Source organism: Ciceribacter azotifigens (assembly GCF_048159625.1).
Taxonomy (GTDB): domain Bacteria; phylum Pseudomonadota; class Alphaproteobacteria; order Rhizobiales; family Rhizobiaceae; genus Allorhizobium; species Allorhizobium azotifigens.
The window spans coordinates 184581-207847 of record NZ_JBLQTA010000001.1 but is presented as its reverse complement, the minus strand read 5'-3'; the positions used below and the strand labels follow the sequence as shown (position 1 = coordinate 207847).

21 protein-coding genes and 1 pseudogene are annotated in these 23267 nt (G+C 63.1%); 9 read left to right on the top strand and 13 right to left on the bottom strand.

Annotated elements, in window-relative coordinates; genetic code table 11:
• Positions 1-2: 2 nt before the first annotated feature.
• Together ACM6UT_RS01060 and ACM6UT_RS01055 are read right to left on the bottom strand one after the other, a co-directional pair.
• Positions 3-872, bottom strand: a complete 870-nt coding sequence (locus ACM6UT_RS01060) for an aldose 1-epimerase family protein (protein ID WP_416795522.1) — start codon at positions 870-872, stop codon at positions 3-5.
• 80 nt (positions 873-952) lie between these two features.
• Positions 953-1354, bottom strand: coding sequence for a rhodanese-like domain-containing protein (locus ACM6UT_RS01055; protein ID WP_416795521.1), 402 nt, complete (start codon positions 1352-1354; stop codon positions 953-955).
• A gap of 234 nt (positions 1355-1588) precedes the next feature.
• On the opposite strand from ACM6UT_RS01055, the gene ACM6UT_RS01050 reads away from it, so the two are divergent.
• A complete protein-coding gene (locus tag ACM6UT_RS01050) occupies positions 1589-2386 on the top strand; it encodes an SDR family NAD(P)-dependent oxidoreductase (RefSeq protein WP_416795520.1) in 798 nt (265 codons plus the stop codon).
• A gap of 113 nt (positions 2387-2499) precedes the next feature.
• On the opposite strand, the gene ACM6UT_RS01045 is transcribed toward ACM6UT_RS01050, so the two are convergent.
• The 7 genes from ACM6UT_RS01045 to ACM6UT_RS01015 form a co-directional block, all read right to left on the bottom strand.
• Positions 2500-3606 (bottom strand): branched-chain amino acid ABC transporter substrate-binding protein, encoded by a 1107-nt coding sequence (locus ACM6UT_RS01045; RefSeq protein WP_416795519.1) that lies wholly within the window; start codon positions 3604-3606, stop codon positions 2500-2502.
• Positions 3607-3819: 213 nt separating this feature from the next.
• Positions 3820-5148: an omega-aminotransferase AptA gene (gene aptA / locus ACM6UT_RS01040; RefSeq protein ID WP_416795518.1), complete on the bottom strand. Its 1329-nt coding sequence runs from the start codon at positions 5146-5148 to the stop codon at positions 3820-3822.
• 370 nt (positions 5149-5518) lie between these two features.
• Positions 5519-5836, bottom strand: coding sequence for an ArsR/SmtB family transcription factor (locus ACM6UT_RS01035; protein ID WP_416795517.1), 318 nt, complete (start codon positions 5834-5836; stop codon positions 5519-5521).
• A gap of 115 nt (positions 5837-5951) precedes the next feature.
• Positions 5952-6701, bottom strand: coding sequence for a HugZ family pyridoxamine 5'-phosphate oxidase (locus tag ACM6UT_RS01030; RefSeq protein ID WP_416795516.1), 750 nt, complete (start codon positions 6699-6701; stop codon positions 5952-5954).
• A gap of 118 nt (positions 6702-6819) precedes the next feature.
• Positions 6820-7866 carry a choline ABC transporter ATP-binding protein gene (choV, locus tag ACM6UT_RS01025; protein WP_416795515.1) on the bottom strand — a complete coding sequence of 349 codons (1047 nt, stop codon included), beginning with the start codon at positions 7864-7866 and terminating at the stop codon, positions 6820-6822.
• On the bottom strand, positions 7866-8738 hold the full coding sequence (gene choW / locus ACM6UT_RS01020) for a choline ABC transporter permease subunit (RefSeq protein ID WP_416795514.1): 873 nt from the start codon (positions 8736-8738) through the stop codon (positions 7866-7868). The genes choV and choW overlap by 1 nt, the downstream gene beginning before the upstream one ends.
• An 89-nt stretch (positions 8739-8827) precedes the next feature.
• A complete protein-coding gene (locus ACM6UT_RS01015) occupies positions 8828-9784 on the bottom strand; it encodes a choline ABC transporter substrate-binding protein (protein WP_416795513.1) in 957 nt (318 codons plus the stop codon).
• A gap of 231 nt (positions 9785-10015) precedes the next feature.
• Here ACM6UT_RS01015 and ACM6UT_RS01010 point away from each other — a divergent pair, with 231 nt between their 5' ends.
• The 4 genes from ACM6UT_RS01010 (at position 10016) to ACM6UT_RS00995 (ending at position 13530) form a co-directional block, all read left to right on the top strand.
• Positions 10016-10597, top strand: a complete 582-nt coding sequence (locus ACM6UT_RS01010) for a thymidine kinase (protein WP_416795512.1) — start codon at positions 10016-10018, stop codon at positions 10595-10597.
• A gap of 128 nt (positions 10598-10725) precedes the next feature.
• Positions 10726-11109 carry a c-type cytochrome gene (locus tag ACM6UT_RS01005; RefSeq protein WP_416795511.1) on the top strand — a complete coding sequence of 128 codons (384 nt, stop codon included), beginning with the start codon at positions 10726-10728 and terminating at the stop codon, positions 11107-11109.
• Between the two features lie 190 nt (positions 11110-11299).
• Positions 11300-12157 (top strand): hypothetical protein, encoded by an 858-nt coding sequence (locus ACM6UT_RS01000; RefSeq protein ID WP_416795510.1) that lies wholly within the window; start codon positions 11300-11302, stop codon positions 12155-12157.
• A 263-nt stretch (positions 12158-12420) separates the two neighbouring features.
• Positions 12421-13530, top strand: coding sequence for a DUF2333 family protein (locus ACM6UT_RS00995; RefSeq protein WP_416795509.1), 1110 nt, complete (start codon positions 12421-12423; stop codon positions 13528-13530).
• Between the two features lie 57 nt (positions 13531-13587).
• Here the strand turns inward: ACM6UT_RS00995 and ACM6UT_RS00990 are convergent, their stop codons facing one another.
• Together ACM6UT_RS00990 and ACM6UT_RS00985 are read right to left on the bottom strand one after the other, a co-directional pair.
• Positions 13588-14304 (bottom strand): helix-turn-helix transcriptional regulator, encoded by a 717-nt coding sequence (locus ACM6UT_RS00990; RefSeq protein WP_416795508.1) that lies wholly within the window; start codon positions 14302-14304, stop codon positions 13588-13590.
• A 160-nt stretch (positions 14305-14464) separates the two neighbouring features.
• Entirely contained in the window at positions 14465-14926 is a 462-nt protein-coding gene (locus ACM6UT_RS00985) for an Lrp/AsnC ligand binding domain-containing protein (RefSeq protein WP_416795507.1), read from the bottom strand.
• Between the two features lie 110 nt (positions 14927-15036).
• Here ACM6UT_RS00985 and putA point away from each other — a divergent pair, with 110 nt between their 5' ends.
• Positions 15037-18156, top strand: a complete 3120-nt coding sequence (putA, locus tag ACM6UT_RS00980; RefSeq protein WP_416795506.1) for a bifunctional proline dehydrogenase/L-glutamate gamma-semialdehyde dehydrogenase PutA — start codon at positions 15037-15039, stop codon at positions 18154-18156.
• Between the two features lie 93 nt (positions 18157-18249).
• Here putA and ACM6UT_RS00975 read toward each other — a convergent pair whose 3' ends face one another.
• Positions 18250-19155 carry an AraC family transcriptional regulator gene (locus tag ACM6UT_RS00975; protein WP_416795505.1) on the bottom strand — a complete coding sequence of 302 codons (906 nt, stop codon included), beginning with the start codon at positions 19153-19155 and terminating at the stop codon, positions 18250-18252.
• Positions 19156-19289: 134 nt separating this feature from the next.
• Here ACM6UT_RS00975 and ACM6UT_RS00970 point away from each other — a divergent pair, with 134 nt between their 5' ends.
• Positions 19290-20060 carry an SDR family oxidoreductase gene (locus ACM6UT_RS00970; protein ID WP_416795504.1) on the top strand — a complete coding sequence of 257 codons (771 nt, stop codon included), beginning with the start codon at positions 19290-19292 and terminating at the stop codon, positions 20058-20060.
• A 190-nt stretch (positions 20061-20250) separates the two neighbouring features.
• Positions 20251-21927 (top strand): formate--tetrahydrofolate ligase, encoded by a 1677-nt coding sequence (locus ACM6UT_RS00965; protein ID WP_416795503.1) that lies wholly within the window; start codon positions 20251-20253, stop codon positions 21925-21927.
• A gap of 127 nt (positions 21928-22054) precedes the next feature.
• Here ACM6UT_RS00965 and ACM6UT_RS00960 read toward each other — a convergent pair whose 3' ends face one another.
• On the bottom strand, positions 22055-22894 hold the full coding sequence (locus tag ACM6UT_RS00960; RefSeq protein WP_416795502.1) for a hypothetical protein: 840 nt from the start codon (positions 22892-22894) through the stop codon (positions 22055-22057).
• A gap of 82 nt (positions 22895-22976) precedes the next feature.
• On the opposite strand from ACM6UT_RS00960, the pseudogene ACM6UT_RS00955 reads away from it, so the two are divergent.
• Positions 22977-23102 (top strand): annotated as a pseudogene (locus tag ACM6UT_RS00955) (formate--tetrahydrofolate ligase); the annotation flags it as partial.
• Positions 23103-23267 lie beyond the last annotated feature (165 nt).

The following is a 23267-nucleotide window of genomic DNA, read 5'->3' as shown; positions in this document are numbered from 1 at the left end:
ACCTACTCCCCGATCTCCACCGCAAATCCGAAGCGCATGCTCTCACCCGCGGCGAGAGCCACCGTATAGGGACGCTCGACCAGTTCGGCCGTGCCGCCGGCATGCGCCGCCATGCCATGCCAGGGTTCGATGCAGAGGAAGGGCGCGCCGGGTTTCTGCCAGAGCGCGACAATGGGGAGGTTCTCGAAGGTGAAATGCAGCGTCGGTCCGTCGTCTGTGCCGTAGGTGAGGCCGGTGCCGGCGCCTTCGGGAAAGATCAGGGCGTCGTTCTCGAAGAGCGAGGGCGCGAGTTCCAGCCGCCCTGCCTCGAAGGGCGAGCCGTGCAGCGTCTTTCCGATGAGGCCGTTTTCCAGTTGCACGACGCCCGGTTCGGCACCGTTGTCGAGGACTACCCGATGTGCCTTGCCGGCGGCGCCGGGCAGGGGCCAGAGAAACGCCGGGTGGAAGCCGATGCCGAAGGGCAGCGGCCCGTCTCCCGGATTGTTCACCTCGGCGGTGACGGTCAGCTTGCGGCCATCAAGGCGATGCTCGACCACGAGGCTGAAATCGAAGGGATAGACCTCGCGCGTCGCCTCCGTCGAGGCGAGGCGGTGCCGGCAGGCGGCTTTCGTGCGATCGACGAGGTCGAAGACCTGCCGCCGGGCAAAGCCGTGCTGCGCCATGGGATAGGTCTTGCCGTTGACAGCGATGAGATCGCCCGGCGCCTTTCCGACGATGGGGAAGAGGATCGGCGAACGGCCCGTCCACCATCGGGCATCGCCGTTCCAGAGAAAGTCGCGACCGTCTGCAGTTCGCAGCGACTGCATCTCGGCGCCGAGGTGTCGCACCTCCACGGCAAGCTCTTCGTTCTCGATCAGAATCGTCCCGGACATGGTGACACCCGCCTTTCACGCATCGACCATAGCGCAAGCGTGGCCGTCATCGCCAGCGGCAACGAGCGGCCCGTTCCGGTTCACGTCCGCGGCTTCGCCACCACCGCCTCGACCGGATGGCCGGCGGCCCGCCATGCGGTGAAGCCGCCATCCAGATGACAGGCGCGCTCCAACCCCATGTCCTGCGCCGTCTTCGTCGCGAGCGCGGAGCGCCAGCCGCTGGCGCAGAAGAAGACGAAGCGGCTGTCTCCAGCGAAAACCGGCTTGTGGTAGGGGCTTTCCGGGTCGATCCAGAATTCCAGCATGCCGCGAGGACAGGAGAAGGCACCCTCGATCGTGCCCTCCCGTTCGCGCTCCCGGGGATCGCGCAGATCGACGAAGACAACGTCGCTCTGGCCGTGCAGCGTCTTCGCCTCTGCAGCGTCGATCACCTCGACAACCGCATTCGCCTCTTCGAGCAACGCCTTGTAACCCTTCTTCATTCTGTCCTCCTCCGGTGCAGGGACGCCGTCTGCCGGTCTGTCTCGACATGGGACCATAGCAGCCCGGCCGACGGTGTCACCGGATGCCTTGGTCGAACGTGGTACAGCACATTCAACCATATGGTTGACTATCTTCCTGTTGCGATCTATGAAAGGAGATATTCAACCATATGGTTGAATTAAATCCGTGACGGTGGCAAACCTTGCCCTGTGCCCCAGCCCCTGGAGGTCCTCATGCTTCTCTCTAACAAGAACATTGTCATATTCGGAGGCTCGGGAGCGATCGGCTCCGCTGTCGCCGGTGCCTGCCTCGCCGAGGGCGCACGGGTCTTTATCGGAGGACGCGATGCCGGGCGGCTTGCAGCAGCGGCCTGCGCGCTCGACGCCGGGCAGGGGACGCTCGAAACCTTCGTGGTGGACACGAAGCAGCCCGATCTGGTCGGTCGGACGGTCGCCGGGATCGCGGCGGGTGTTGACGAAATCGATGTCGTCATGGATGCGACGAGTGTGCCGCATGACCAGGGTACCCCGATCGACGCTCTCGATGTCGACACCTTCATGGTCCCGGTCGATGGCGTTCTCGCTTCGCTGTTCAACACGACGAAGGCGGCCCTGCCGCATATGGGCAAGACGCGCCAGGGTCTCGTGCTGACGCTGACGACCCCGGGAGGCCGCACCGCCGTGCCGGGCCATCTTGGAAACAGCGTCGCGTCGGCTGGCGTCGAGGCATTTACCCGGGTGCTCGCCGCCGAGCTCGGTTCGCGCAACATCCGCGCAATCTGTCTCGGTCCGCACGCGCTCGCGGATGCGCCGAAGGCCGGTTCGTACACCACGAAGCTGTTTGCGCCGAAGGCGGCCGCAATGGGCATGACCGTTGATGAATGGCTCGGCGCTGCGGCCGGAACGACCATGCTCGGACGCTTGCCCACGCTGAAGGACGTTGCCCAAACGGCCGTCTTCCTGATGTCGGATAGGGCGCGGGCCATGACGGCCGCATATGTGAACCTCACCTCGGGCATGATCGCGGACTGAGGGGGCGTCAGCCGGCCACCGCATCCGATCTTTACTCAGGGTCTTGCCTCGCCCGAAACGCAAGAAGGCGGCTGTCGCCAGCCGCCTTCCCGATTCTCTGTCGTTTCGCGACCTTACTCAGCCGAGACGATCTTGCCGTCTTCCCACTTGTAGAGCGAGAAGGCCTGCGAGGTGAGGTCGCCGCTCTCGCCGTAGGTGACCTTGCCGATCGCGGTTGCGATCGGTTCGCCGCTCTTCAGCGCGGTTGCGACGGCTGCCGCATCTTCAGCGCTTCCGGCCTTCTCGATACCGGCCTTCAGCACTTCGACGGCCGCATAGGCGTTGAGCGTGAAGGCTTCGGCCGGAATGTTGGCCGCGGCGAGCGCATCGGCGGCAGCCTTCGAGTCCGGGTTCTTCAGTGCGTCGGAGGCGTTGGTGAAGACGGTGCCAGCCGCGGCGTCGGTGCCGATCGTCCAGAACTCGGTGTTCGACAGGCCGTCGCCGCCGATCAGCGTCGCGTTGACGTTGACGTCGCGCATCTGCCGGACGAGCAGGCCGGCCTCCGGATGGTAGCCGCCGAAGTAGACGACGTCGACGTTCTCCGTCTTGAGGCGGGTGGTCAGCGCGCTGAAGTCCTTGTCGCCAGGCGTGAGTGCGTCGTTGAAGACTTCAGTGATGCCGCCTTCGTTCAGCGTCTTCTTGAAGGCATCGGCGAGACCTTTGCCGTACTGACCCTTGTCGTTGATGATGGCGATCTTCTTGTCCTTGAACGCGCCGAGCACGTATTTCGCGGCGACTTCCGCCTGCTGGTCGTCACGGCCGCAGGTGCGCAGGATGTTGGTGAGGCCGCGGTTGGTCAGGTCCGGAGCGGTCGCGGTGGGCGTGACCATCAGCACGCCGTTTTCGGCCAGCACGTCCGAGGCCGGAATGGCGACGCCCGAGGTCACCGGACCGACGACGAAGCGGACGCCTTCGCCGACCAGCTGGTTCGCGGCCGAAACGCCCTGCTTCGGTTCACCGGCGTCGTCGGCGACCTTCAGGACGACTTGTTCGCCGAGAATGCCGCCCTTCTTGTTGATCTCCTTAACGGCGGTTTCGGCGCCGTTCTTCACCTGCTCGCCATAGGCGGCGACCGGACCGGTCAGCGGTGCAATCAGGCCGAGGACAATCTCGGCATGGGCTGCCTGTGTGAATGCCAATGAGGCAACCAGGGCAGTGCCCGTCAAGAATTTCAGGTTCATTTTCGTCTCCTTGGATGGGCACTCCGGCCCTGGCTCGGCACCGTTTGTCTCCGGCAGTTCCCAGTTTGGAGCCGCCGGGTCGGTGCTTCATTGATGGTTATCGAAGTCACGGATGCGACAATAGTGCGAAAGGCGAGGAAAAGTAACGTGCCGTGCGCGCAAAGATGCCGCGGGGGGCGCCTCCCCCGCCGGGCGGGGGAGGTAACTTGTGGATCAAATGTTGTTCAGCAGCACCTTGCGAAGCTTGCCGAAGAGCTCATCGATCTGGTCCTTGGTGATGATCAGCGGCGGCGACAGCGCGATGATGTCGCCCGTGGTGCGGATCAGCAGGCCATCCTCATAGGCCTTGAGGAAGGCGTTGAAGGCGCGCTTGGTCGGTTCGCCGGCGATCGGCGCGAGCTCAATTGCGCCGATGAGGCCGATGTTGCGGATATCGATCACGTTCGGGCAGTCCCGCAGGGCGTGGAGTTGTTCTTCCCAGTAGGGGGCGAGCTCGGAGGCGCGGGTGAGCAAGCCTTCGTCGCGATAGGTGTTGAGCGTGCCGATACCGGCCGCGGACGCGATCGGGTTGCCGGAATAGGTGTAGCCGTGGGCGAACTCGATGAGGTGCTCCGGGCCGCTCATGAAGGCGTCGTGGATCTCGGAGGTGACGAAGACGGCACCCATCGGGATCACGCCGTTGGTAAGCCCCTTGGCGGTGGTGATGATGTCCGGCTTCACATCGAAATACTGCGTCGCAAACGGCGTGCCGAGGCGGCCGAAGCCGGTGATGACTTCGTCGAAGATCAGCAGGATGCCGTACTTGTCGCAGATTTCGCGCAGGCGCTGCAGATAACCCTTCGGCGGGATCAGGACGCCGGTGGAGCCGGCGACCGGCTCGACGATGACGGCTGCGATCGTCGAAGCGTCGTGCAGGTTGACCAGACGTTCCAGATCGTCGGCGAGTTCGGCGCCGTATTCCGGCTGCCCCTTGGTGAAGGCGTTCTTGTCCGGCTGGTGGGTATGGCGGATATGGTCGACGCCGGCGAGCAGTGTGCCGAACATCTTGCGATTGCCGACGATGCCGCCGACCGACATACCGCCGAAGTTGATGCCGTGATAGCCACGTTCGCGGCCGATCAGGCGTGTGCGCGTGCCTTCACCCTTCACGCGCTGGTAGGCGAGCGCGATCTTGAGCGCGGTGTCGACCGACTCAGAGCCGGAATTGGTGTAGAAGACGTGGCTCATGCCGTCCGGGGCGATATCGACCAGCCGGTTGGCGAGCTCGAAGGCCTTCGGATGGCCGAGCTGGAAGGCCGGTGCGTAGTCGAGTTCACCTGCCTGCTCGCGGATCGCCTCGGTGATCTGCGGACGGCAGTGGCCGGCGTTCACACACCAAAGACCGGCGGTGCCGTCGAGCACCTGTCGTCCATCGTGTGTGGTGTAGTACATATCCTTCGCCCCGACGAACATGCGCGGCGCTTTCTTGAACTGCCGGTTTGCCGTGAACGGCATCCAGAAGGCGCGCAGATCGTTGGGGGTGGAATTCAGGCGGTTGGACATGATGCTCTCCATGGCCGTTGATTTGGCGGGCGGCCATTTCCCGATTGGCTGCAAAACTGCCGAAAAAGCGAATGGCAGCGTCAAATTATCAAGGCATGGACGAGCGTCAACCCGCCATCACAAAACGTCATGAATGCCCTGTTCGGCGGTTATGGATGGCTGCGGAAATCACTGGAAGGAGCGGGCCTTCGCCGCGATCGGCGGTTGCCGTCCGCCGCCTCGACGTAGCGCCGCGAAAAACAATGGCCGGCAGATCGCGGATCCGCCGGCCAGCGTCGTTAGCATGCTCGTCAGTTGAAATCGCCGCTGTATCGAGTTCGGCGTTCACCGCCCTCGACAGCATCTTCGTCCCCTCATGCGGGCTTCTTGCTTATGCGGCCGTCTTGTTAGTAGTTTTCTGGCAATAAATGTCTTCCAGCGTCTCGAGAATCTTGATGACGGATTCCGAGGAACTGGAATAGTAAATCGTCTGTGCGTCGCGCCGCGTCTTCACGAGCTTCTGCGCACGCAACTTCGACAGATGCTGGGACAGCGCCGACTGGCTGAGCCCAACCTGGGTTGCGAGAACCCCAACCGGCACCTCGCCCTTGACGAGGCTGCAGAGGATCATAAGTCGCTTGGGGTTTGCCATCGCGGACAGAAGTCCTGCTGCAACGGTCGATTGTTCTGACAATGATTTGGTCTTCATACGTTCAGTCTTCCCTATGCATGACGCCTTCCAGTTGTGAAGGCGTCATTTACAATCAGTGAAATAAGCCACGACGAAACTCTAGCGATCCAAGAAAAATTGTATATGCCTAAATTTAAGGTATCGGTTTTTCTGTATTAGCCAGGGCTGATAACAGATCCTTGCGCCTGGTAATTAAGCGACCGAATTCGTAACGAATGAGTGAATCGCCGCACGTCAGGTCGATTCCGGCCATGTCGAGCCCGCAAAACGCCCATTTTCCGGGCTTTTGACCGCATCTGGCGGTGGCGATCGCATTGGCCAGTTCCGGCGCCGTTTCAGCTAAATCTTGTAATGCCTCCGCCTCGTGTCCGGCGATGTCTCCGGCCTCCGGCGCGACGATCCGGAAGTCTTCGCCGGTCAACAGATAGGCGCGGCCGAACCCTCCGTTGAGGCTTGCCGACTGCGGTATGAGCCGGAAGAAGCCGAAGTCGCCGAAGTCGATGTAGAGCCCGGACTTCGGATGGCGGGCGATGAAGCGCGCCCGCATCCGTGCATGCTCGGGGCTGTCGCGATCGACGGCTTCGGCGAGACACTGGACCGTCACGCGGGGATGGGCGAGGGGATCGCCCTTGCCGGGAACGCCTGCCAGGAGCGAGGCGCGCGGATCGTTTTTCAGGGCCCGCGTGTGCGCCGAGAGCGCCGAGACGAGGATCATGGCCGAGCCGTCGGTATCCGTGCCGAGCAGCACGCGGCTCACGAAGGGGAAACCCGTTTCCGGGTCGAGGACGGCGAGGGCGACATAGCGTGCCGAGCGCAGCAGCCGCCGGGCGAGGCTGCGCGCCTCGTCGTCGGTTTCCCGAATGACCGATGGTTTGTCCGTCATGTCTTCCGCTCGCCTGTCCCGTTCGAAAGGCCGGCGGCAGTTGCCTCGTCTTTCGCCCGGCGCCCGATCGTACCGGTGCCGCCGAACGCTGCGACACCGACGTTTGTCTTCGCGCCGTTCAGCCTCTCTGCCGATGCCTCGTCAGCCCGGCCACGATGTCCTCGGCGGAAATCGAGCCGATGATCGCGCCGTTGTCAACCACGCCGATTGCGCCAGGTTGACGCGCCATCGCGTCGAGGATGTCGACGAGCGGCGTTTCCGGCTTTGCCGTGCCCATCACCGCACCGCGTGTTGCGGCGCCGTCGATGCCCACGCGCATCACGTCACGGGCCGTCAGCATGTTGATCGGGTTCATGTGCTGGACGAAATCGGCAACGTATTGGTCGGCCGGATTCTTGACGATCTCCTGCGGCGTGCCGCACTGGATGATCCGTCCGCCCTCCATGATGGCGATGCGGTTGCCGATGCGGAAGGCTTCGTCGAGGTCGTGGCTTACGAAGAGGATGGTCTTCTTCAGGCGGCTCTGGAACTCGAGCAGTTCGTCCTGAAGGCGGTTGCGGATCAGCGGGTCGAGCGCGGAGAACGGCTCGTCCATCAGCAGGATCGGCGCACCGGTGGCAAAGGCACGGGCGAGACCGACACGCTGCTGCATGCCGCCCGACAGTTCCTGCACCTTACGGTCCGCCCAGGCGGTGAGGTTCACGAGTTCGAGCTGTTCGCCGACGATACGGCGGCGTTCGGCATCAGAGACACCGGCGAGCTCGAGGCCGAAGCCGACGTTTTCGGCAACGGTCCGCCACGGCAGGAGGCCGAACTGCTGGAACACCATCGAGACCGAATGCATGCGCAGGTCGCGCAGTTCGGCCGGGCCGCACTTGTAGGGATTGGTGAACTTGCCCCGGTTCGAGACGCTGACGTCGCCGCGCACCACCGGAGCGAGCGCGTTGACGGCGCGCAGCAGCGTCGATTTGCCGGAGCCCGAGAGCCCCATCAGCACCAGGATTTCGCCTTCCTCGATGGTGAGCGAGGCATTGGCGACGCCGAGCACCAGGCCGGTTTCGGCCCCGATTTCGTCGCGCGTCTTGCCCTTGTCGACCAGTGCGAGCGCCCGTTCCGGGTTGGCGCCGAAGACGATGGAGACGTTGTCGAACTTGACCGCGGTCATCATGCGTCTCCTTCATCGGAGGACCGGAATATACGGTCTAGAATAATGGCCAGAATGACGATGCAGAGACCGGAATCGAAGCCCTTGGCGATGTTGACGGTGTTCAGCGCGCGGACGACCGGCACACCGAGGCCGCTTGCGCCGACGAGGGCGGCGATGACCACCATCGAGAGCGACAGCATGATGGTCTGCGTGAGGCCTGCCATGATCTGCGGCGTGGCGAACGGGAGCTCCACCTTCGTCAGGACCTGCGTCTTGGTGGCGCCGAAGGCTTCGGCAGCTTCGACGAGCGACGGCGGCGTCGAGATGATGCCCAGCCGGGTGAGGCGGATCGGTGCCGGAATGGCGAAGATGACGGTCGCGATGAGGCCCGGGACCATGCCGAGGCCGAAGAGAATGAGAGCCGGGATCAGGTAGACGAAGGTCGGGATCGTCTGCATGAGGTCGAGCATCGGGCGCACACCGGCATAGAGCCAGGGGCGGCGCGCGCAAGCGATGCCGGTCGGGACGCCGACCACCATGGACACGCCGGTGGCTGCGAGCACCAGCGCCAGCGTTTCCATCGTCTCTTTCCAGTAGCCCTGGTTGTAGATGATGAGAAGGCCGACGAGCGTGAAGGTGGCGACACCCGCGGAACGTCTGATGAACCAGGCGACTGCCGTGAAGACGGCGATCATGAGGAGCGGATAGAGGTCTTCGAACCCGGTCCCTTTCAGGTACGGCGCCTGGAGGACGAAGAGCATGGCGTTGATGGACGCGTTGAGGACAGCGGCGATCGCATCGAAGACGATCTTGAGGTTGGTGGTCAGCCAGGCGACCACTTCCTTCGCTCCAACCCCGATCGGGATCTTGTATTCGGTCAAGAAGTTCATGAATGTTCCCGGAATCTCGCGCCAAACAAACGCTCATAAAGCTCGCGCGGGAATGCTGCCATTCCCGCGCGCTTGTTTCAACGAACGGATCAGAAACCGATCGCCGACTTCGCTGCCGCCATAGCGTCGCCGCCATCCTTGGTGGTGACGCCTGCGAGCCAGGGCTCGAGTGCCGTGCCGTTGGCCTTCAGCCACTCGGTCGCGGCCACTTCCGGATCCTTGCCTTCGTCCAGGATCTTGCCCATCACGACGTTTTCCATGTCGAGCGAGAAGACGAGGTTCTTGAGGAACTTGCCGACATTCGGGCACTCGTCGAGGTAGCCGGCGCGAATGTTGGTGTAGACGGAGGCACCGCCGAAGTTCGGACCAAAGGTCGCGTCGCCGCCGGTCAGGTAGGTCAGCTTGAAATTGGAGTTCATCGGGTGCGGAGCCCAGCCGAGGAAGACGACCGGCGCGTTTTCCTGTTCCGCGCGGGCGACCTGGGCCAGCATGCCCTGTTCGGAAGACTCGACCACTTCGAAGCCTTCGAGGCCGAAGTCGTTCTTTTCGATCATCTCGAGAACAAGGCGGTTGCCGTCATTGCCGGGCTCGATGCCGTAGATCTTGCCGTCGAGTTCGTCCTTGTGCTTGGCGATGTCGGCGAAGTCCTTGATGCCGAGCTCGGCGCCCTTGGCGTTGGTGGCGAGCGTGTACTTCGCGCCTTCCAGGTTCGGGCCGAAGGATTCGACCGACTTGTCGTCGAGGTACGGCTTGATGTCGTTGCTCTGGCTCGGCATCCAGTTGCCGAGGAACACGTCGATGTCCTTGTTTTTCATCGAGGTGTAGGTGACCGGAAGCGAGAGCACGGTCACCGAGGTGTCGTAGCCGAGCGCCTTCAGGATGACTGATGCCGTGGCCGTCGTCGAGGTGATGTCCGTCCAGCCGACGTCGGAGAAGCGAACCGCGGAACAGCTCTCCGGCTCTGCGGCGGAGGCCGAGGCGGCTCCGAGCGCAAACACGGCGGCAGCCGTGGCCATCGACAGACGGCGCAGTCTGGTCTTTTGCATTGGTGGTACTCCCTTTTGTTTCTAATGTTCCCAAGTCAACAATCTATACAACACAAAAGCAAGCGCACCTGCGCGTTTGCGCCGCCTTCCCCACCCCCTTTGCGACGTTCGAAATTTATTCCACCGGAAAGGGCGACGGGCGCCGCCTGTCGAAAAGCTGTGATTCTCCGCTCTACGGGCTTCCATTCGGGCGAGCTTTTCCCGAAACCGGCGGTGATCGGAGACGCAAGCATGGCAAAGCTCTATTTCAACTACGCATCGATGAACGCGGGCAAGTCCACGATGCTCCTGCAGGCCTCCTATAACTACCAGGAGCGAGGCATGCGCACGGTGATCTTCACCGCAGCCTTCGACGACCGGAGCGGCAGCGGCAAGGTCGCCTCGCGAATCGGGCTTTCGATGGATGCGCTGACCTTCGATGCGGAAACCGACCTCTACCGCGCAATCGAGGCGCTTGCCGGGGAGGGGGCGATCGCCTGCGTCTTCGTTGATGAGGCGCAGTTTCTCACCGAAGCGCATGTCTGGCAGCTGGCGCGGGTCGCCGACCGGATGTCCATTCCGGTCATGGCCTACGGGCTGAGGACCGACTTTCAGGGGCGGCTCTTCCCCGGTTCGATGGCGCTGCTCGCGCTTGCCGACGAATTGAGGGAAATCCGCACGATCTGTCATTGCGGCCGCAAGGCGACGATGGTCGCCCGCTACGACGGCGCCGGCGACCTCATCCGGGAAGGCGCGCAGATCGACGTCGGCGGCAACGAGAAATATGTCTCCTATTGCCGCCGGCACTGGGATGAAAAGTTCAATTGCAGCTGAATTTTCAAGCGTTTCGGAGGTTGCCCGCCGCCGCGGCAACCCGTCCAGTGGCAAAGGCCTTAAAATGGTCTATCTTCCCGTCGTCACTGTTCAACCAGGGGCATCAACGACGTGGAGAGAGGTATTCTATGAAAATCAACTGTCTTGTCCTGGCCGCTGCGCTGGTCCTGCCTGCAGGTTTCGCCGCTGCCGACGGCGACCCGGTCGCGGGCGCCAAGGTCTTCAAGCAATGCGCTGCCTGCCACACGGTCGATGGCAAGAACAAGGTCGGTCCGACGCTTCAGGGCGTGGTTGGCCGTCCGGTCGCCACCGTTCAGGGGTTCAAGTATTCCAAGGCCATGACCGATTTCGGAGCTGACGGCAAGACCTGGACCGAGGACCTTCTCGAGCACTACCTTCCCAAGCCGCGCGATCTCGTGAAGGGCACGACGATGACCTTCGCTGGCCTCAAGAAGGAAGACGACATCAAGAACGTCATCGCCTACCTGAAGGACCCGGCCGCCGCGCAGTAAGCCGCGCTTGCTGTATGGGAGCTAAGCCCCGTCACCCGCCGGTGGCGGGGTTTTTCTTTGCGTGCTGCCCGGCTCCGGGGGGGGGGAGGTCGGGCATGCGGAGCAGGGGCGGGTCGGAGATTTCTGCTGATCTTCGGCGGCGCTCCGTGCTAACCGTTGGTCGGCCGGCAGATTGCGGGAGGCGAGGGCGATGGCGAGGCTTCAGGTTTTCGACACGAAGGTCGAGAGGGTCCGGGCTGCCTTCGAGGACCTGCGGCAGGAAACGGAGCACTCGATTGATCTGCTCGGGAGAATCGCATCGGCCGAAACGGCCATCGATGAAGCCGAGCTCGACATAGAAAACAGCCGCCTCGCCGAGGCCATCCGGCGTCAGGAGGCAATCCTGGCCACGGCCGCCGACCTCGTCCTCCGCCTCGACGAAGCGACCGGGGACACCGCTGTCGCCTTGGACGGTATTAAGCGGTTCACGCGTCTCGAGCACTTTGTCGCGTTCTTCTCGATGCGGAAGGCCCGACGAATGCAGCATACGCGCACGATGAAGCATCTGTTTTCCGCAAGGCTCGAGGAGCTGCTTTCGAAGTCCGGCGAAATTCTTCACGTGCTCGAGGGCGAGCGTGCGCTTGCGCGCAGAGAGCAGCAGAAGGCGGAGGCGGACCTCGTCCGTCTGATCGAACGCCGGAAGGGAACGGCAAGTCTGCTCGACCTCGCGGCGGCCCAGGCCGGAGACGCCGGGCTCTTCGCCGAAGAGGCGCTGCTGGAGCGTTCCACCTCGATGTTCCGGACGCTGGTCGAGTCGCTGAACGACAGGCTCGCTTCCCTGCAGACACTGCTCGCCAAGCTGGCGGTTGATGGAAGGCAGCGCCTCTTCCTCTGCCGGGCGGTGGAAGGCTGGGGCCTCGCGGGCGTCGGGCCGGAGGTCGCAGGTGACGTTCACGCCGCCGGTGGAAGCGAGCAGGCCCGCGACATCCAGCGTCGCAAGGCTCGCGCCGACGATGCCGTCGCCCGCCGTTTCGGCGGGGTTCTGGAAAAGCTCGACACGTCCGGTTAAGAGTTCGAGAGGGCGGCCGCGCCGTTCCCTTCGTCGGAACCAAATGAAGGCGGTTTCTCCCGTCCGTGTCTGTGCGGAACGGCGTCACCCGAGCTTGCGGGGGACGCTGTGTCGCGCTTGGTCTCGGCCGAGACTGCTTCTATGATGCGGTCAAATGCGGTTGGCGCGAGCGTCGCCGGGCTGTTGCATCCCGCACCGCGGCGACGTATCTGCTTGACGAGAGAAAGCTTTCGCCGAGGCTGCGACGGCACAAGGAGACGACCATGCTTGATCCGATCATCGCGTTCTTCCATCGTGTCTTCAGCGCTGTCGGGCGGGGCGTGGGGCTGGTGGTCGCGGCGCTGCTGTGGCCGTTCCTCGCGGTCCATGGCTGGTACTCGCGCCGCACCTGGCTGATCCGCGGCCCCATTCTCCTGCTCCTGATCATCGTCATCGGCTTCTATGCCCAGTTCTTCTGGCGCACGCAGGTCTGGTACAACTTCGATCCGGAGTTCGTCCAGGCCTACAAGTTCGAGGAGCGAACGGTTCCCGCCGGCCAGCCGATCGCGGAAAAGCCCGGCACCTGCGAAGGTTCCGCGATCGTCAGCATCGTCTCCGACCTCACCGATACCAACGTCAACAAGAACGTCTGGATATCCTCGACGCTGTTCTACAAACTCGGCTTTTTCGGCGTCGATTGGGATCACACACCGTTCTTCGACAACAAGGCGTCCTTCCAGCGCGGCGTGAACCAGGTCGCCCGCCGCATGGCCATCGAACTCGTCGACAATCTGGGGCGCGTGCGAGGCACCTCCAGCATCAACAACGATCTGCAGGAGGCCCGCGGCAACATCCAGTTCGACGAGGGAACCTGGTACTTCGGAACCAGTCCGTTCGGCTTCAAGACGCCGACCCCGAGCTTCTATCGCGCAGCGATCCGCAACTGGACGAAGTTCAATGCGGATCTCGCCTCGTGCAATGCCGTCTTCGACCCGCGCGCCGACAATCTCGTCCAGCTCCTCGATCGTATGGCCAGCGATCTCGGCAGCACCTCCGACATCCTGCGTCGCCGCTCCGAGGAGTTCAACGCCGGCTGGTTCGATACGCGCGCCGACGACCGTTTCTGGTTCGCATACGGTCAGCTTTACGGCCAGTATGCCGTGCTGCGGGCGGCACGGGCCGACTTCGTCGACGTGATCCGGGAACGCAACCTGACGGCCATATGGACGGAGATGGAAAAACAGCTGCAGGCGGCGCTGAAGATTCAGCCGGCGATCATCTCGAACGGCAGCGAGGACGGCTGGATCATGCCGACGCATCTCGCCACCATGGGCTTCTACCTGCTTCGCGTCCGCTCTAACATGGTGGAGCTGCGTTCGGTGCTCGATCGTTGAGGCCGGCGCCAGGGCTCGGCGGGGCAGACCTCGTCGGGAGCCGGGAGACGAGGGGCGTCAGATCAGCTTCAGGCGGATCGCCTTGGCGACGAGATGCGTGCGGTTGACGCAGTCGAGCTTCTTGATCGCGTTCATCATATAGGCGTTGATCGTATGGTCGGAGAGGGAGAGGATTTGTCCGATCTCCACCGATGTCTTGCCCTGTGCAGTCCATCGAAGCACTTCGAGTTCGCGCGCCGAGAGAAGATTGGCGCAGGCCTTCTCGGCACGGCGGATGCTGTCAAACCTGTCGAAGGCCTGCAGCGTGATCATGCCCAGTTCGTTGATTTCCGCCTGCCTCAGCGGCGAACGGCCGCCGTCATAGCGGAAGTAGTAGCGGCTGGAATCGACCGAGGTCAGCGGAAAGACGAGGCCCACCTTCAGGCCGTATTTCCGCAGGAGGTCGAGCATGGCCGCCGGGAAGTCGAAGTCGCGGGCGCCGTCGCCATCCACGATCCAGCACTGCGGCATCACAGACCGGCTGAGTTGCGGCAGGACCGGGCAGCAGCGCAGCAGACGGTTGCTGTCGAACTCGCGGATGTACTGAGCGGGAAGCGTGGTTTCGAGGAAGTGCGGGGCTAGGAACTCGTCGTCGGCTGAAGGGACGGTGAGCACGGAAACATGCTGCAGCCCGAACCGCTCTGCGATCCGCATCATGCACGCCATGAATTCGGAACGTGTCTCGATGTTCGAAATTTCGCTGCTGAGGAGCGACTGGCGTTGGGCGGCTATCATCTGAACGGGTTCGGATTGGACTGTTGTAATGTTAACCTTAGCGAATATAGCAGAATGATTGAAAAGTCAGTTTTTTTTAGCGGTGTCGTTAACCGGTGATAGGAACAATTTTGGGCTGATTCGATTCATCGTTAAATCCCAATATGTTATCTTTCTCGTGTCAGACGGGAAGGAGTGAACCGGCTTTCACTTCCTCCATCACGGCATATGTATGTGTCTCGCGCACGCCCGGGAGTGGCAGAATCACTTCGGAAAGAAACTGCCGGTAGGCCTCCATGCCGCCGACGCGTGCCTTGACGAGATAATCGAAGCCGCCGGCGACCATGTGGCATTCAATCACATCGTCGCTGCGCTTTACGGCGGCCGCGAAAGCGTCGAACACGTCAGGCGTGGTGCGGTCGAGCTTGACTTCGATGAACACCAGCAGGCTGCGGCCGAGTTTCTGTGGAGACAGGACCGCCATATAGCCGGTGATGAAGCCGTCGCGGGTAAGCCTCTTCACCCGCTCCGCCGTGGCGGTCGGCGACAGGTTCACGCGTTCGGCCAGTTCGATATTGGTGAGCCGGCCTTCCTGCTGGAGGGCGCGGAGGATCTTGCGGTCGAGGCGGTCCAGCTCTTTCATCTTTTCCTACAGATATCGCCATTCGTGGATAATTTCACGGACTGTATATCAAAATACGGCGAGTATCGCTAGTATGTTGTCGATATGTTGCCGATAACACGGAGGTAACAATGGTCAACGCAGGCATTCCCGCAATTCCCCCCTTCAGCGCTCCCTTCGCGGGAGATGACGACATCCTTCTCGGGCAACTCGCCTCGGAACTTTCTTTCACGCCTGCCCAGAATACCGCGATAGACCGCCGCGCGACACGCCTTATCGAGGCGATCCGCGACAATTCTGGCTCGATCGGCGGGGTGGAGGACTTCCTGCGCGAATACGGGCTCTCCACCCGCGAGGGGCTTGCGCTGATGGTGCTTGCCGAGGCGCTGCTGCGCGTGCCCGATGCCCTGACGCAGGACCGGTTGATCGAGGACAAGCTCAAGGAAGGCGGCTGGAGCGAGCACGAGGCGCACGGCGACAGCTGGTTCGTCTCGGCGTCCGCCTGGGCGCTCGGTCTGTCCGCCCGCGTCATCCGTCCGGGCGAAACGCCGGAGGGCGTCGTGCGTGGTCTCGTCAAGCGGCTGGGGCTTCCGACGGTGCGCAGCGCCACCAAGCAGGCGATGCGTTTCCTCGGCCATCACTTCGTGCTTGGCGAAACGATGAAGGACGCGTTGTCGCGCGCCGCCAAGAGCGAGGAGAAGGGCTATCGCCATTCCTTCGACATGCTGGGCGAAGGTGCCCGGACGTCGGCTGACGCCAAGCGCTATTTCCAGTCCTATGCCGATGCGATCGAGGCGATCGGCGCCTTCATGGCGAAGAACGGCAAGGGCAAGCGGCTACCCGACCGCATGGGCATCTCGGTCAAACTCTCGGCGCTGCATCCGCGCTATCTCGCGACCCATCGCGACCGCGTGATGCGCGAACTGGTGCCCGATCTGCTGAAGCTCGCGCAGATGGCGAAGGCCCACGAGCTCAACTTCACCGTCGACGCGGAAGAGGCCGACAGGCTTGAGCTTTCGCTCGACGTGATCGCCGCCGTCTTCGCCGATCCCTCGCTTGCCGGCTGGGACGGCTTCGGTCTGGCGATCCAGGCCTACCAGAAACGTGCGCCTGAGGTGATCGACTACATCGACGATCTCTGCACGGCTCACGGCCGGCGGATGATGGTTCGCCTCGTCAAGGGCGCCTATTGGGATACCGAGATCAAGCGCGCACAGGAGCGGGGGCTCGACGACTATCCGGTCTGGACGCGCAAGCCGGCGACGGATCTTGCCTATCTCGCCTGTGCGAGCCGGCTGCTTGCCAAGCGGGCACGCATCTTCCCGCAGTTTGCGACCCACAACGCGCTCACCGTTTCGAGCATTCTGGAGCTTGCCGGCGCCGACCGTTCCGGCTTCGAGTTCCAGCGCCTCCACGGCATGGGCGAGGCGCTCTACAACAGCCTTCTTTCCGGCGAGGATCGCGTCGCCTGCCGCATCTATGCGCCGGTCGGCGGCTATCGCGACCTGCTCGCCTATCTGGTCCGACGACTGCTGGAAAACGGCGCCAATTCCTCCTTCGTCGCGGTTGCCGGCGACAAGAACGTGCCGGTCGCGAAACTGCTGGAACGGCCGGCGGAGCGGCTCGGTCTCGATCAGGGCCGCAGCGTCCGCCACAGCCAGATCCCGCGGCCGCTGCAGATCTACGGCACCCGCAAGAACAGCGCCGGCTTCGAATTCGGCCATCGCGAGAGCCTCGCGCAACTGGTGAACGACCTCTCCGCTGCGAACTTCGGCATCGCCGCCGTGCCGCTTGTGCCGGGTGTGGCGCCTGCCGGCGAAGCGCAGCCGGTGCTTGCTCCCGCCGACCGGTCGCGTCAGATCGGCACGGTGGTGAACGCGACAGCCGCGGACGTCGACAAGGCGTTCGTCGCCGCCCGCAAGGGCTTTGTCGCGTGGTCGCGCGAGCCGGTCGAGACGCGGGCCGCCTGCCTCGAACGGATGGCGGACCTTCTCGAAGCCGATCGCGTCCGGTTCGTCGCGCTGCTTTCGGCAGAGGCGGGCAAGACGCTCGACGACGGCATTGCCGAGGTGCGCGAGGCGATCGATTTCTGCCGCTATTACGCCGACGAGGCGCGGCGGCTCTTCGCCGAGCCGGAAGCCATGCCCGGTCCGACCGGTGAGGACAACCGCCTGCTCTGGCGCGGCCGCGGCGTCTTTGCCTGCATTTCGCCCTGGAACTTCCCGCTGGCGATCTTCCTCGGGCAGGTCTCTGCGGCGCTCGTTGCCGGCAATGCGGTTCTCGCCAAGCCCGCTCCGCAGACGCCGCTTGTCGCCTACGAGGCGGTCCGGCTCTTCCACAGGGCTGGCGTTCCGGCCGACGTGCTCTGCCTGCTGCCGGGTGCCGGCGATGTCGGGGCGGCGATCGCCGCCCATCCGAAGCTCGGCGGGCTCGCCTTCACCGGTTCGACCGGGACCGCTCAGGCGATCAACCGCTCGCTTGCCGCCAAGAACGGGCCGATCGTGCCGCTGATCGCCGAGACCGGCGGCATCAACGCGATGATCGTCGATGCGACCGCGCTCGGCGAACAGGTCGCCGACGACGTGGTGATGTCGGCCTTCCGCTCGGCCGGCCAGCGCTGCTCGGCGCTCAGGATCCTCTATCTGCAGGAAGACATCGCCGACGGCATGCTGGAGATGATCGAAGGGGCTGCGCGCGAGTTGAACCTCGGCGATCCGGCACGGATCACCACCGATGTCGGTCCGGTGATCGACGAGAAGCAGCAGGCGATGCTGACCGGCCATATCGAGGACATGCGCAAGTCACAGAAGGTCCGCTATGCCGGAACGGTCCCGAATACCGGCGTTTTTGTCGCCCCGCACATCATCGAGCTCGACCGGCCGGAGGCGCTGACCAAGGAAGTCTTCGGTCCCGTCCTGCACGTCGTGCGCTGGAAGGCGAAGGAATTGCCGAAGGTCGTCGAGGCGATCGCGGCGACCGGCTACGGGCTCACGCTCGGCGTCCACAGCCGCATCGAGGCGACGGTTCGCACCGTCGCCGAGACCCTCGACGCCGGCAATGTCTACGTCAACCGCAACATGATCGGCGCGGTCGTCGGCACCCAGCCCTTCGGCGGCTCGGGCCTTTCCGGCACCGGCTTCAAGGCGGGTGGTCCGGCCTACCTGATGCGCTTTGCGCAGGAACAGGTGGTCTCGGTCAACACGGCGGCCGCCGGCGGCAATGCGAGCCTGATCGCGATCGGCGAGGGGTGAGGAAGCTCGGATTGCGGACGGGGCTTCGCGTTCGGCCACCTGCCTCAGAGCCCAGCGCCGGAGGTCTTGCACCTTCGGCGGCTCAACTGTCCTCTAGGCTGCGGCCTCGCTCTGTTTGCGGACGGACTCGGCATCGCGGGCAGGCGGGCGGCCGAACATGCGGCCATATTCCCGTGTGAACTGGGAGACGCTCTCATAGCCTACGGAGAAGGCAGCGCTGCTGGCGCTCTGCCCCTCCGACACCATCAGGCGCCTGGCTTCGATCAACCGCATCTGCTTCTGAAACTGCAGGGGAGACAGCGAGGTAACGGCCCGGAAGTGCTGGTGGAAGGTGGAGCGGCTCATGCCAGCCAGAGATGCGAGCCGCCCGATCCGCAAGGGCTTGGCATAGTCCGCCCGCAATAGGGCGACGGTCCTCGCGACCCTTTGGCTGTGGCTGTCCGGCCAGCCGAGGCGGCTTATCTCCGAACCCCGCTCGCCGGCGAGCAACCAGTAGTAGATTTCCCTCAATCTCTGGGCGCCGAGAACCGCTACCGATTCAGGGCGGTCGAGAAGCTGAATGAGCCTGCACGCGGCGTCCGCGACTTCAGCATTTGTCTGGTCGACGCGCACGGGCGGTGCCGAGACGCTCGTCTGGCTGATTTCGACCGATAGTTCAGAGATTATGACCGGATCCAGTTCCAGGACCAGCGAGACATAGGGTCTGCCGGGCTCGGCCGTCGTGATCTGGCTGACGGTCGGCACGTCCGCGGTGATCAGAAGGGTGTCGCCTGCGCCGAATGAAAACACCTCGGTGCCCATGGTCACCTGCTTCCGGCCCTGAAGAACGAGGCAGCACAAGGGGCGCGACACGGCGCAGTCAATGTCGCTTGGCTCGTCGGCCCGCACGATGCTCACGCCGGGAAATCCCGTGTCGAGGGGCCGTAAGGAGGCGGATAGGTGCCCGACATGGCGCAGAACCGTTTCGAGCAGACGGTTGGGGTTTGAATGAGCGTTCATCGAACCGTTTTTACGCCAGAACGGGCCCGGATGAAACAGCGTCGGACGAATAGGCAAGTATCTACGCGGTTTCGGCAACGACTCAAAACGCGCTCGGGCATATCTCTCCCTTCGCAATCAGAAGGAGTTTTCCCATGACTAAGATCGCCCTCGTCACCGGCGGTAGCCGTGGTCTCGGCCGCAGCACCGCACTCAACATCGCCCGCACCGGAAGCGATGTCATCATCACCTATCAAAGTCGCGCCGATGCCGCGCAGCAAGTGGTCGGCGAGATAGCAGCACTCGGACGCAAGGCCGTTGCCGTGAAGCTCGATGTCGGCGATGTCGCATGCTTTGGCGCCTTTTCGACCGCGGTCAAGGACGCACTGCGCAATACATGGCAGCGCGACAGCTTCGATCACCTGGTGAACAATGCCGGGCACGGCGATTTCGCAGCCTTCGCCGAAACCAGCGAAGAGCAGTTCGACGCTCTTGTGAATGTGCATTTCAAGGGTGTTTTCTTTCTCACCCAGGCGCTCTTGCCGCACATCGCGGACGGCGGGCGTATCGTCAACCTGTCGTCGGGCCTGACCCGCGTCTCGGCGCCGGGTTGGTCAGCCTATGCGGCGGTCAAGGGGGCGGTGGAAGTTTTGACAGTCTACATGGCGAAAGAACTGGGCGCACGCGGGATCGCCGTGAACACCGTGGCGCCGGGCGCGATCGAGACCGACTTCTTTGGTGGCGCCGTTCGCGACACGCCGGAATTCAACTCCTATTTTGCCGATATTACGGCACTCGGCCGTGTCGGCCTGCCTGATGACATCGGCCCGATGATCGCGAGCCTGCTGGCGGAGAGCAATCGCTGGGTGAACGCCCAGAGGATCGAGGTCTCGGGCGGGCAGGGCATCTTACAACGGGGCCGTTGATCCAGGCTCCGGGAGACATCCCTCTCCCGGAGTGGACCTTGTTTGAATGCACGGTTTCCCGCCGGAAGATGAGAGGGGTCTCGGCATCCCTCGCATTCCCGGCCACCTTCTCGAAAAAAAAGTCCGCTGCCGTGCTTGCCAGTTGGGCCGCGCCGTCCGATTCTCCGACCAGCAAAAGGCAGGGGGAAAGATGACAGTGGCATCGGACATCGAAATTGCACGCGCGGCCAGCAAACGGCCAATCCAGGAGATCGGGGCGGGGCTCGGAATCCCCCCGGAAAGTCTCATCCCCTATGGCCACGACAAGGCGAAGATCTCGGCCGCCTTCATCAAGGGGCTCTCCGATCGTCCCGACGGCAAGCTCATCCTCGTCACCGCGATCAACCCGACGCCGGCCGGCGAGGGCAAGACCACGACGACGGTCGGCCTCGTCGACGGCATGAACCGCATCGGCCGCAACGCGATGGTCTGCATCCGCGAAGCCTCGCTTGGGCCCTGCTTCGGGGTGAAGGGCGGGGCGGCCGGCGGCGGCTATGCCCAGATCGTGCCGATGGAGGACATGAACCTCCATTTCACCGGCGATTTCCACGCGATCACCTCGGCGCACAACCTGCTTTCCGCGCTCATCGACAACCACATCTACTGGGGCAACGAACAGGCCATCGACAGCCGCCGCGTGACCTGGCGGCGCGTGATGGACATGAACGACCGGGCCCTGCGCGAGATCGTCTGCTCGCTCGGCGGCGTGGCCAACGGCTACCCGCGCCAAACCGGCTTCGACATCACCGTCGCCTCCGAGGTGATGGCGATCCTTTGCCTTGCCGAGGATCTCGCCGACCTTGAACAGCGTCTCGGCGAGATCATCATCGGCTATCGCCGCGACAAGAGCCCGGTGCGTGCCCGCGACATCAAGGCCGACGGCGCCATGGCGGTGCTCCTGAAGGACGCCATGCAGCCGAACCTCGTGCAGACGTTGGAAAACAATCCGGCCTTCGTCCACGGCGGGCCCTTCGCCAACATCGCTCACGGTTGCAATTCGGTGGTCGCCACCCGCACGGCGCTGAAGCTTGCCGACTACGTGGTGACCGAGGCGGGCTTCGGCGCCGATCTCGGGGCGGAGAAATTCTTCGACATCAAGTGTCGCAAGGCCGGCCTGCAGCCGTCGGCGGCGGTGATCGTCGCGACCGTCCGGGCGCTCAAGATGAACGGCGGCGTGAAGAAGGAGGACCTCGGGCAGGAGAATGTCCAGGCCGTCGTTGCAGGCGCCGAAAACCTTGCCCGCCACATCGAGAACGTCCGCAAGTTCGGCGTACCGGTCGTCGTCGCGATCAACCATTTCGGCTCGGACACCGAGGCCGAGATCGAGGCGGTCAAGCGCTGCGCTGCCCGCCAGGGCGCCGAGGCGATCCTCTGCCGGCACTGGGCGGAGGGCTCGGCCGGCATCACGGAACTTGCTGCGCGGGTCGCCGATCTGGCCGATGCCGGCACGGCGCATTTCTCGCCGCTCTATCCCGACAAGCTGCCGCTCTTCGAGAAGATCGAGCGCATCGCCCGCGACATCTACCGCGCCGGCGAGGTGACGGCCGACAAGCAGGTGCGCGAGCAATTGCGGCTCTGGGAGGAGCAGGGCTATGGCGGGCTGCCGGTCTGCATCGCGAAAACCCAGTATTCCTTCTCCACCGATCCTGGCCTTCGCGGCGCCCCGGAGGGGCATGTCGTCAACGTGCGGGAGGTGCGGCTTTCCGCCGGCGCCGGCTTCGTCGTGGCGATCACCGGGGAGATCATGACCATGCCCGGCCTGCCGCAATCCCCCGCCGCCGAGCGGATCTTCCTGAACGAACAGGGCTATATCGAGGGGCTGTTCTGAGGGGAAGTTGGGGCGGGGTGTCGGCGCGAAGCGGGAATGGGGGCTTCGATCGCTGGAGGGAGGCTTTGTGCCTATATTGTGATCGTTCGTCAGTTCCCGATAACATCCGGAAAACTGACACAACTGACTAAGCTAATCGTTTCATTCGCTCGATATGCTCTCGAAGCCTGCCGATTTCGTCCAACGCTCCAAGCTGACCTAGCGCCCAGGCGTATATTGAAAGGAAATCCAGATTCTCGGATTGCAGGTCGAAAAGGCTTCTGAGGTTCGGCACTAGCCTCTTTTGTTTTTGGCGTCCGACAGCATGTGTAAATTCTCGAGGAAAGTCTGACGCCAGAATCAGAGCCCTGGGCTCATCGTCTACCAATACGGCCTCGACTAGTCGCATACGCCAATATTCATCTTCGAACAGCGGTAAAATCTGCCTAATATCTAAGGTCCTAGTGGCCGACGGGTTTCTGGCTATCAACTCCAGTGCCTTCTGATCACCGGTGTTTTCGAAAACCTCGAGCAAACGCAAGCCAGCCCTCTCATCGATTCCCGTTTTGCGAAGAATTGCGTAGGCCGTTTCTCTCCTGAATTTTCTGTTGTGCTCAAGCCAAGGGTCGACAACAGGCCACGCGGCTTCCGCGGGAAGCCGTGACAGAATTCGCATGATCGCTCTGTCGTAGGGTGGTTTGCGACGACTGGGCAATCCGTCGACGGATTCCGCCAATCGCCGAACGGACTCCGCGAGGGCGTACGCTTGATTGAGTGAAGGCGCATATTCGCATGCGCGAAAGACAATTTCCGCAGAGTTGCTAATGTCCGGCAGGTGTTCAATGCTGTTCAGCAACTCATCGAATGGTAGCGATCGTACTTCCGCGAGGGAAAGGGTACGTTCAATTTCTTCTATTAGCTTCTGGCGATGCCCGGCAATAAGATCTGGATGATCTGCGAACCTAGCGGGAAGTGAGAATCGAGACATGAGGATAGAATAGCGTATTCTTGAAATTTAGTCATTTTACTAATATTCAGTTTCAACAAGTGTCCCCACGTTTGCGGCGACTGCTACGAACGGCGGCTTCGTTGTGGCGATCACCGGCGAGATCATGACCATGCCCGGCCTGCCGCAATCGCCCGCCGCCGAGCGGATCTTCCTGAACGAACAGGGCTATATCGAGGGGCTGTTCTGAGGGGAAGTTGGGGCGGGTGTCGGCGCGAAGCGGAAGTGGAGGCTTCGATCGCTGGAGGGAGGCTTTGTGCCGCCGTTTCAGCCGTTCGTTCGCTCATTTGGCGTTCCGCCAGACCATAGCCTCACGGAGAATGTGCAGTTGAACTGACGGCAACCGCAGTTCTGT

What these genes read in the sequence shown, in the direction of transcription:
- ACM6UT_RS00975 (WP_416795505.1), bottom strand. Translation starts at nt 19,155, where the DNA reads ATGAACGCTCATTCAAACCCCAACCGTCTGCTCGAAACGGTTCTGCGC.
- putA (WP_416795506.1), top strand. Translation starts at nt 15,037, where the DNA reads ATGGTCAACGCAGGCATTCCCGCAATTCCCCCCTTCAGCGCTCCCTTC.
- ACM6UT_RS01030 (WP_416795516.1), bottom strand. Translation starts at nt 6,701, where the DNA reads ATGACGGACAAACCATCGGTCATTCGGGAAACCGACGACGAGGCGCGC.
- ACM6UT_RS01015 (WP_416795513.1), bottom strand. Translation starts at nt 9,784, where the DNA reads ATGCAAAAGACCAGACTGCGCCGTCTGTCGATGGCCACGGCTGCCGCC.
- ACM6UT_RS01035 (WP_416795517.1), bottom strand. Translation starts at nt 5,836, where the DNA reads ATGAAGACCAAATCATTGTCAGAACAATCGACCGTTGCAGCAGGACTT.
- ACM6UT_RS01045 (WP_416795519.1), bottom strand. Translation starts at nt 3,606, where the DNA reads ATGAACCTGAAATTCTTGACGGGCACTGCCCTGGTTGCCTCATTGGCA.
- ACM6UT_RS00990 (WP_416795508.1), bottom strand. Translation starts at nt 14,304, where the DNA reads ATGATAGCCGCCCAACGCCAGTCGCTCCTCAGCAGCGAAATTTCGAAC.
- ACM6UT_RS00970 (WP_416795504.1), top strand. Translation starts at nt 19,290, where the DNA reads ATGACTAAGATCGCCCTCGTCACCGGCGGTAGCCGTGGTCTCGGCCGC.
- choW (WP_416795514.1), bottom strand. Translation starts at nt 8,738, where the DNA reads ATGAACTTCTTGACCGAATACAAGATCCCGATCGGGGTTGGAGCGAAG.
- choV (WP_416795515.1), bottom strand. Translation starts at nt 7,866, where the DNA reads ATGACCGCGGTCAAGTTCGACAACGTCTCCATCGTCTTCGGCGCCAAC.
- ACM6UT_RS01000 (WP_416795510.1), top strand. Translation starts at nt 11,300, where the DNA reads ATGGCGAGGCTTCAGGTTTTCGACACGAAGGTCGAGAGGGTCCGGGCT.
- ACM6UT_RS01050 (WP_416795520.1), top strand. Translation starts at nt 1,589, where the DNA reads ATGCTTCTCTCTAACAAGAACATTGTCATATTCGGAGGCTCGGGAGCG.
- ACM6UT_RS01060 (WP_416795522.1), bottom strand. Translation starts at nt 872, where the DNA reads ATGTCCGGGACGATTCTGATCGAGAACGAAGAGCTTGCCGTGGAGGTG.
- ACM6UT_RS01055 (WP_416795521.1), bottom strand. Translation starts at nt 1,354, where the DNA reads ATGAAGAAGGGTTACAAGGCGTTGCTCGAAGAGGCGAATGCGGTTGTC.
- ACM6UT_RS01005 (WP_416795511.1), top strand. Translation starts at nt 10,726, where the DNA reads ATGAAAATCAACTGTCTTGTCCTGGCCGCTGCGCTGGTCCTGCCTGCA.
- aptA (WP_416795518.1), bottom strand. Translation starts at nt 5,148, where the DNA reads ATGTCCAACCGCCTGAATTCCACCCCCAACGATCTGCGCGCCTTCTGG.
- ACM6UT_RS01010 (WP_416795512.1), top strand. Translation starts at nt 10,016, where the DNA reads ATGGCAAAGCTCTATTTCAACTACGCATCGATGAACGCGGGCAAGTCC.
- ACM6UT_RS00985 (WP_416795507.1), bottom strand. Translation starts at nt 14,926, where the DNA reads ATGAAAGAGCTGGACCGCCTCGACCGCAAGATCCTCCGCGCCCTCCAG.
- ACM6UT_RS00960 (WP_416795502.1), bottom strand. Translation starts at nt 22,894, where the DNA reads ATGTCTCGATTCTCACTTCCCGCTAGGTTCGCAGATCATCCAGATCTT.
- ACM6UT_RS00965 (WP_416795503.1), top strand. Translation starts at nt 20,251, where the DNA reads ATGACAGTGGCATCGGACATCGAAATTGCACGCGCGGCCAGCAAACGG.
- ACM6UT_RS00995 (WP_416795509.1), top strand. Translation starts at nt 12,421, where the DNA reads ATGCTTGATCCGATCATCGCGTTCTTCCATCGTGTCTTCAGCGCTGTC.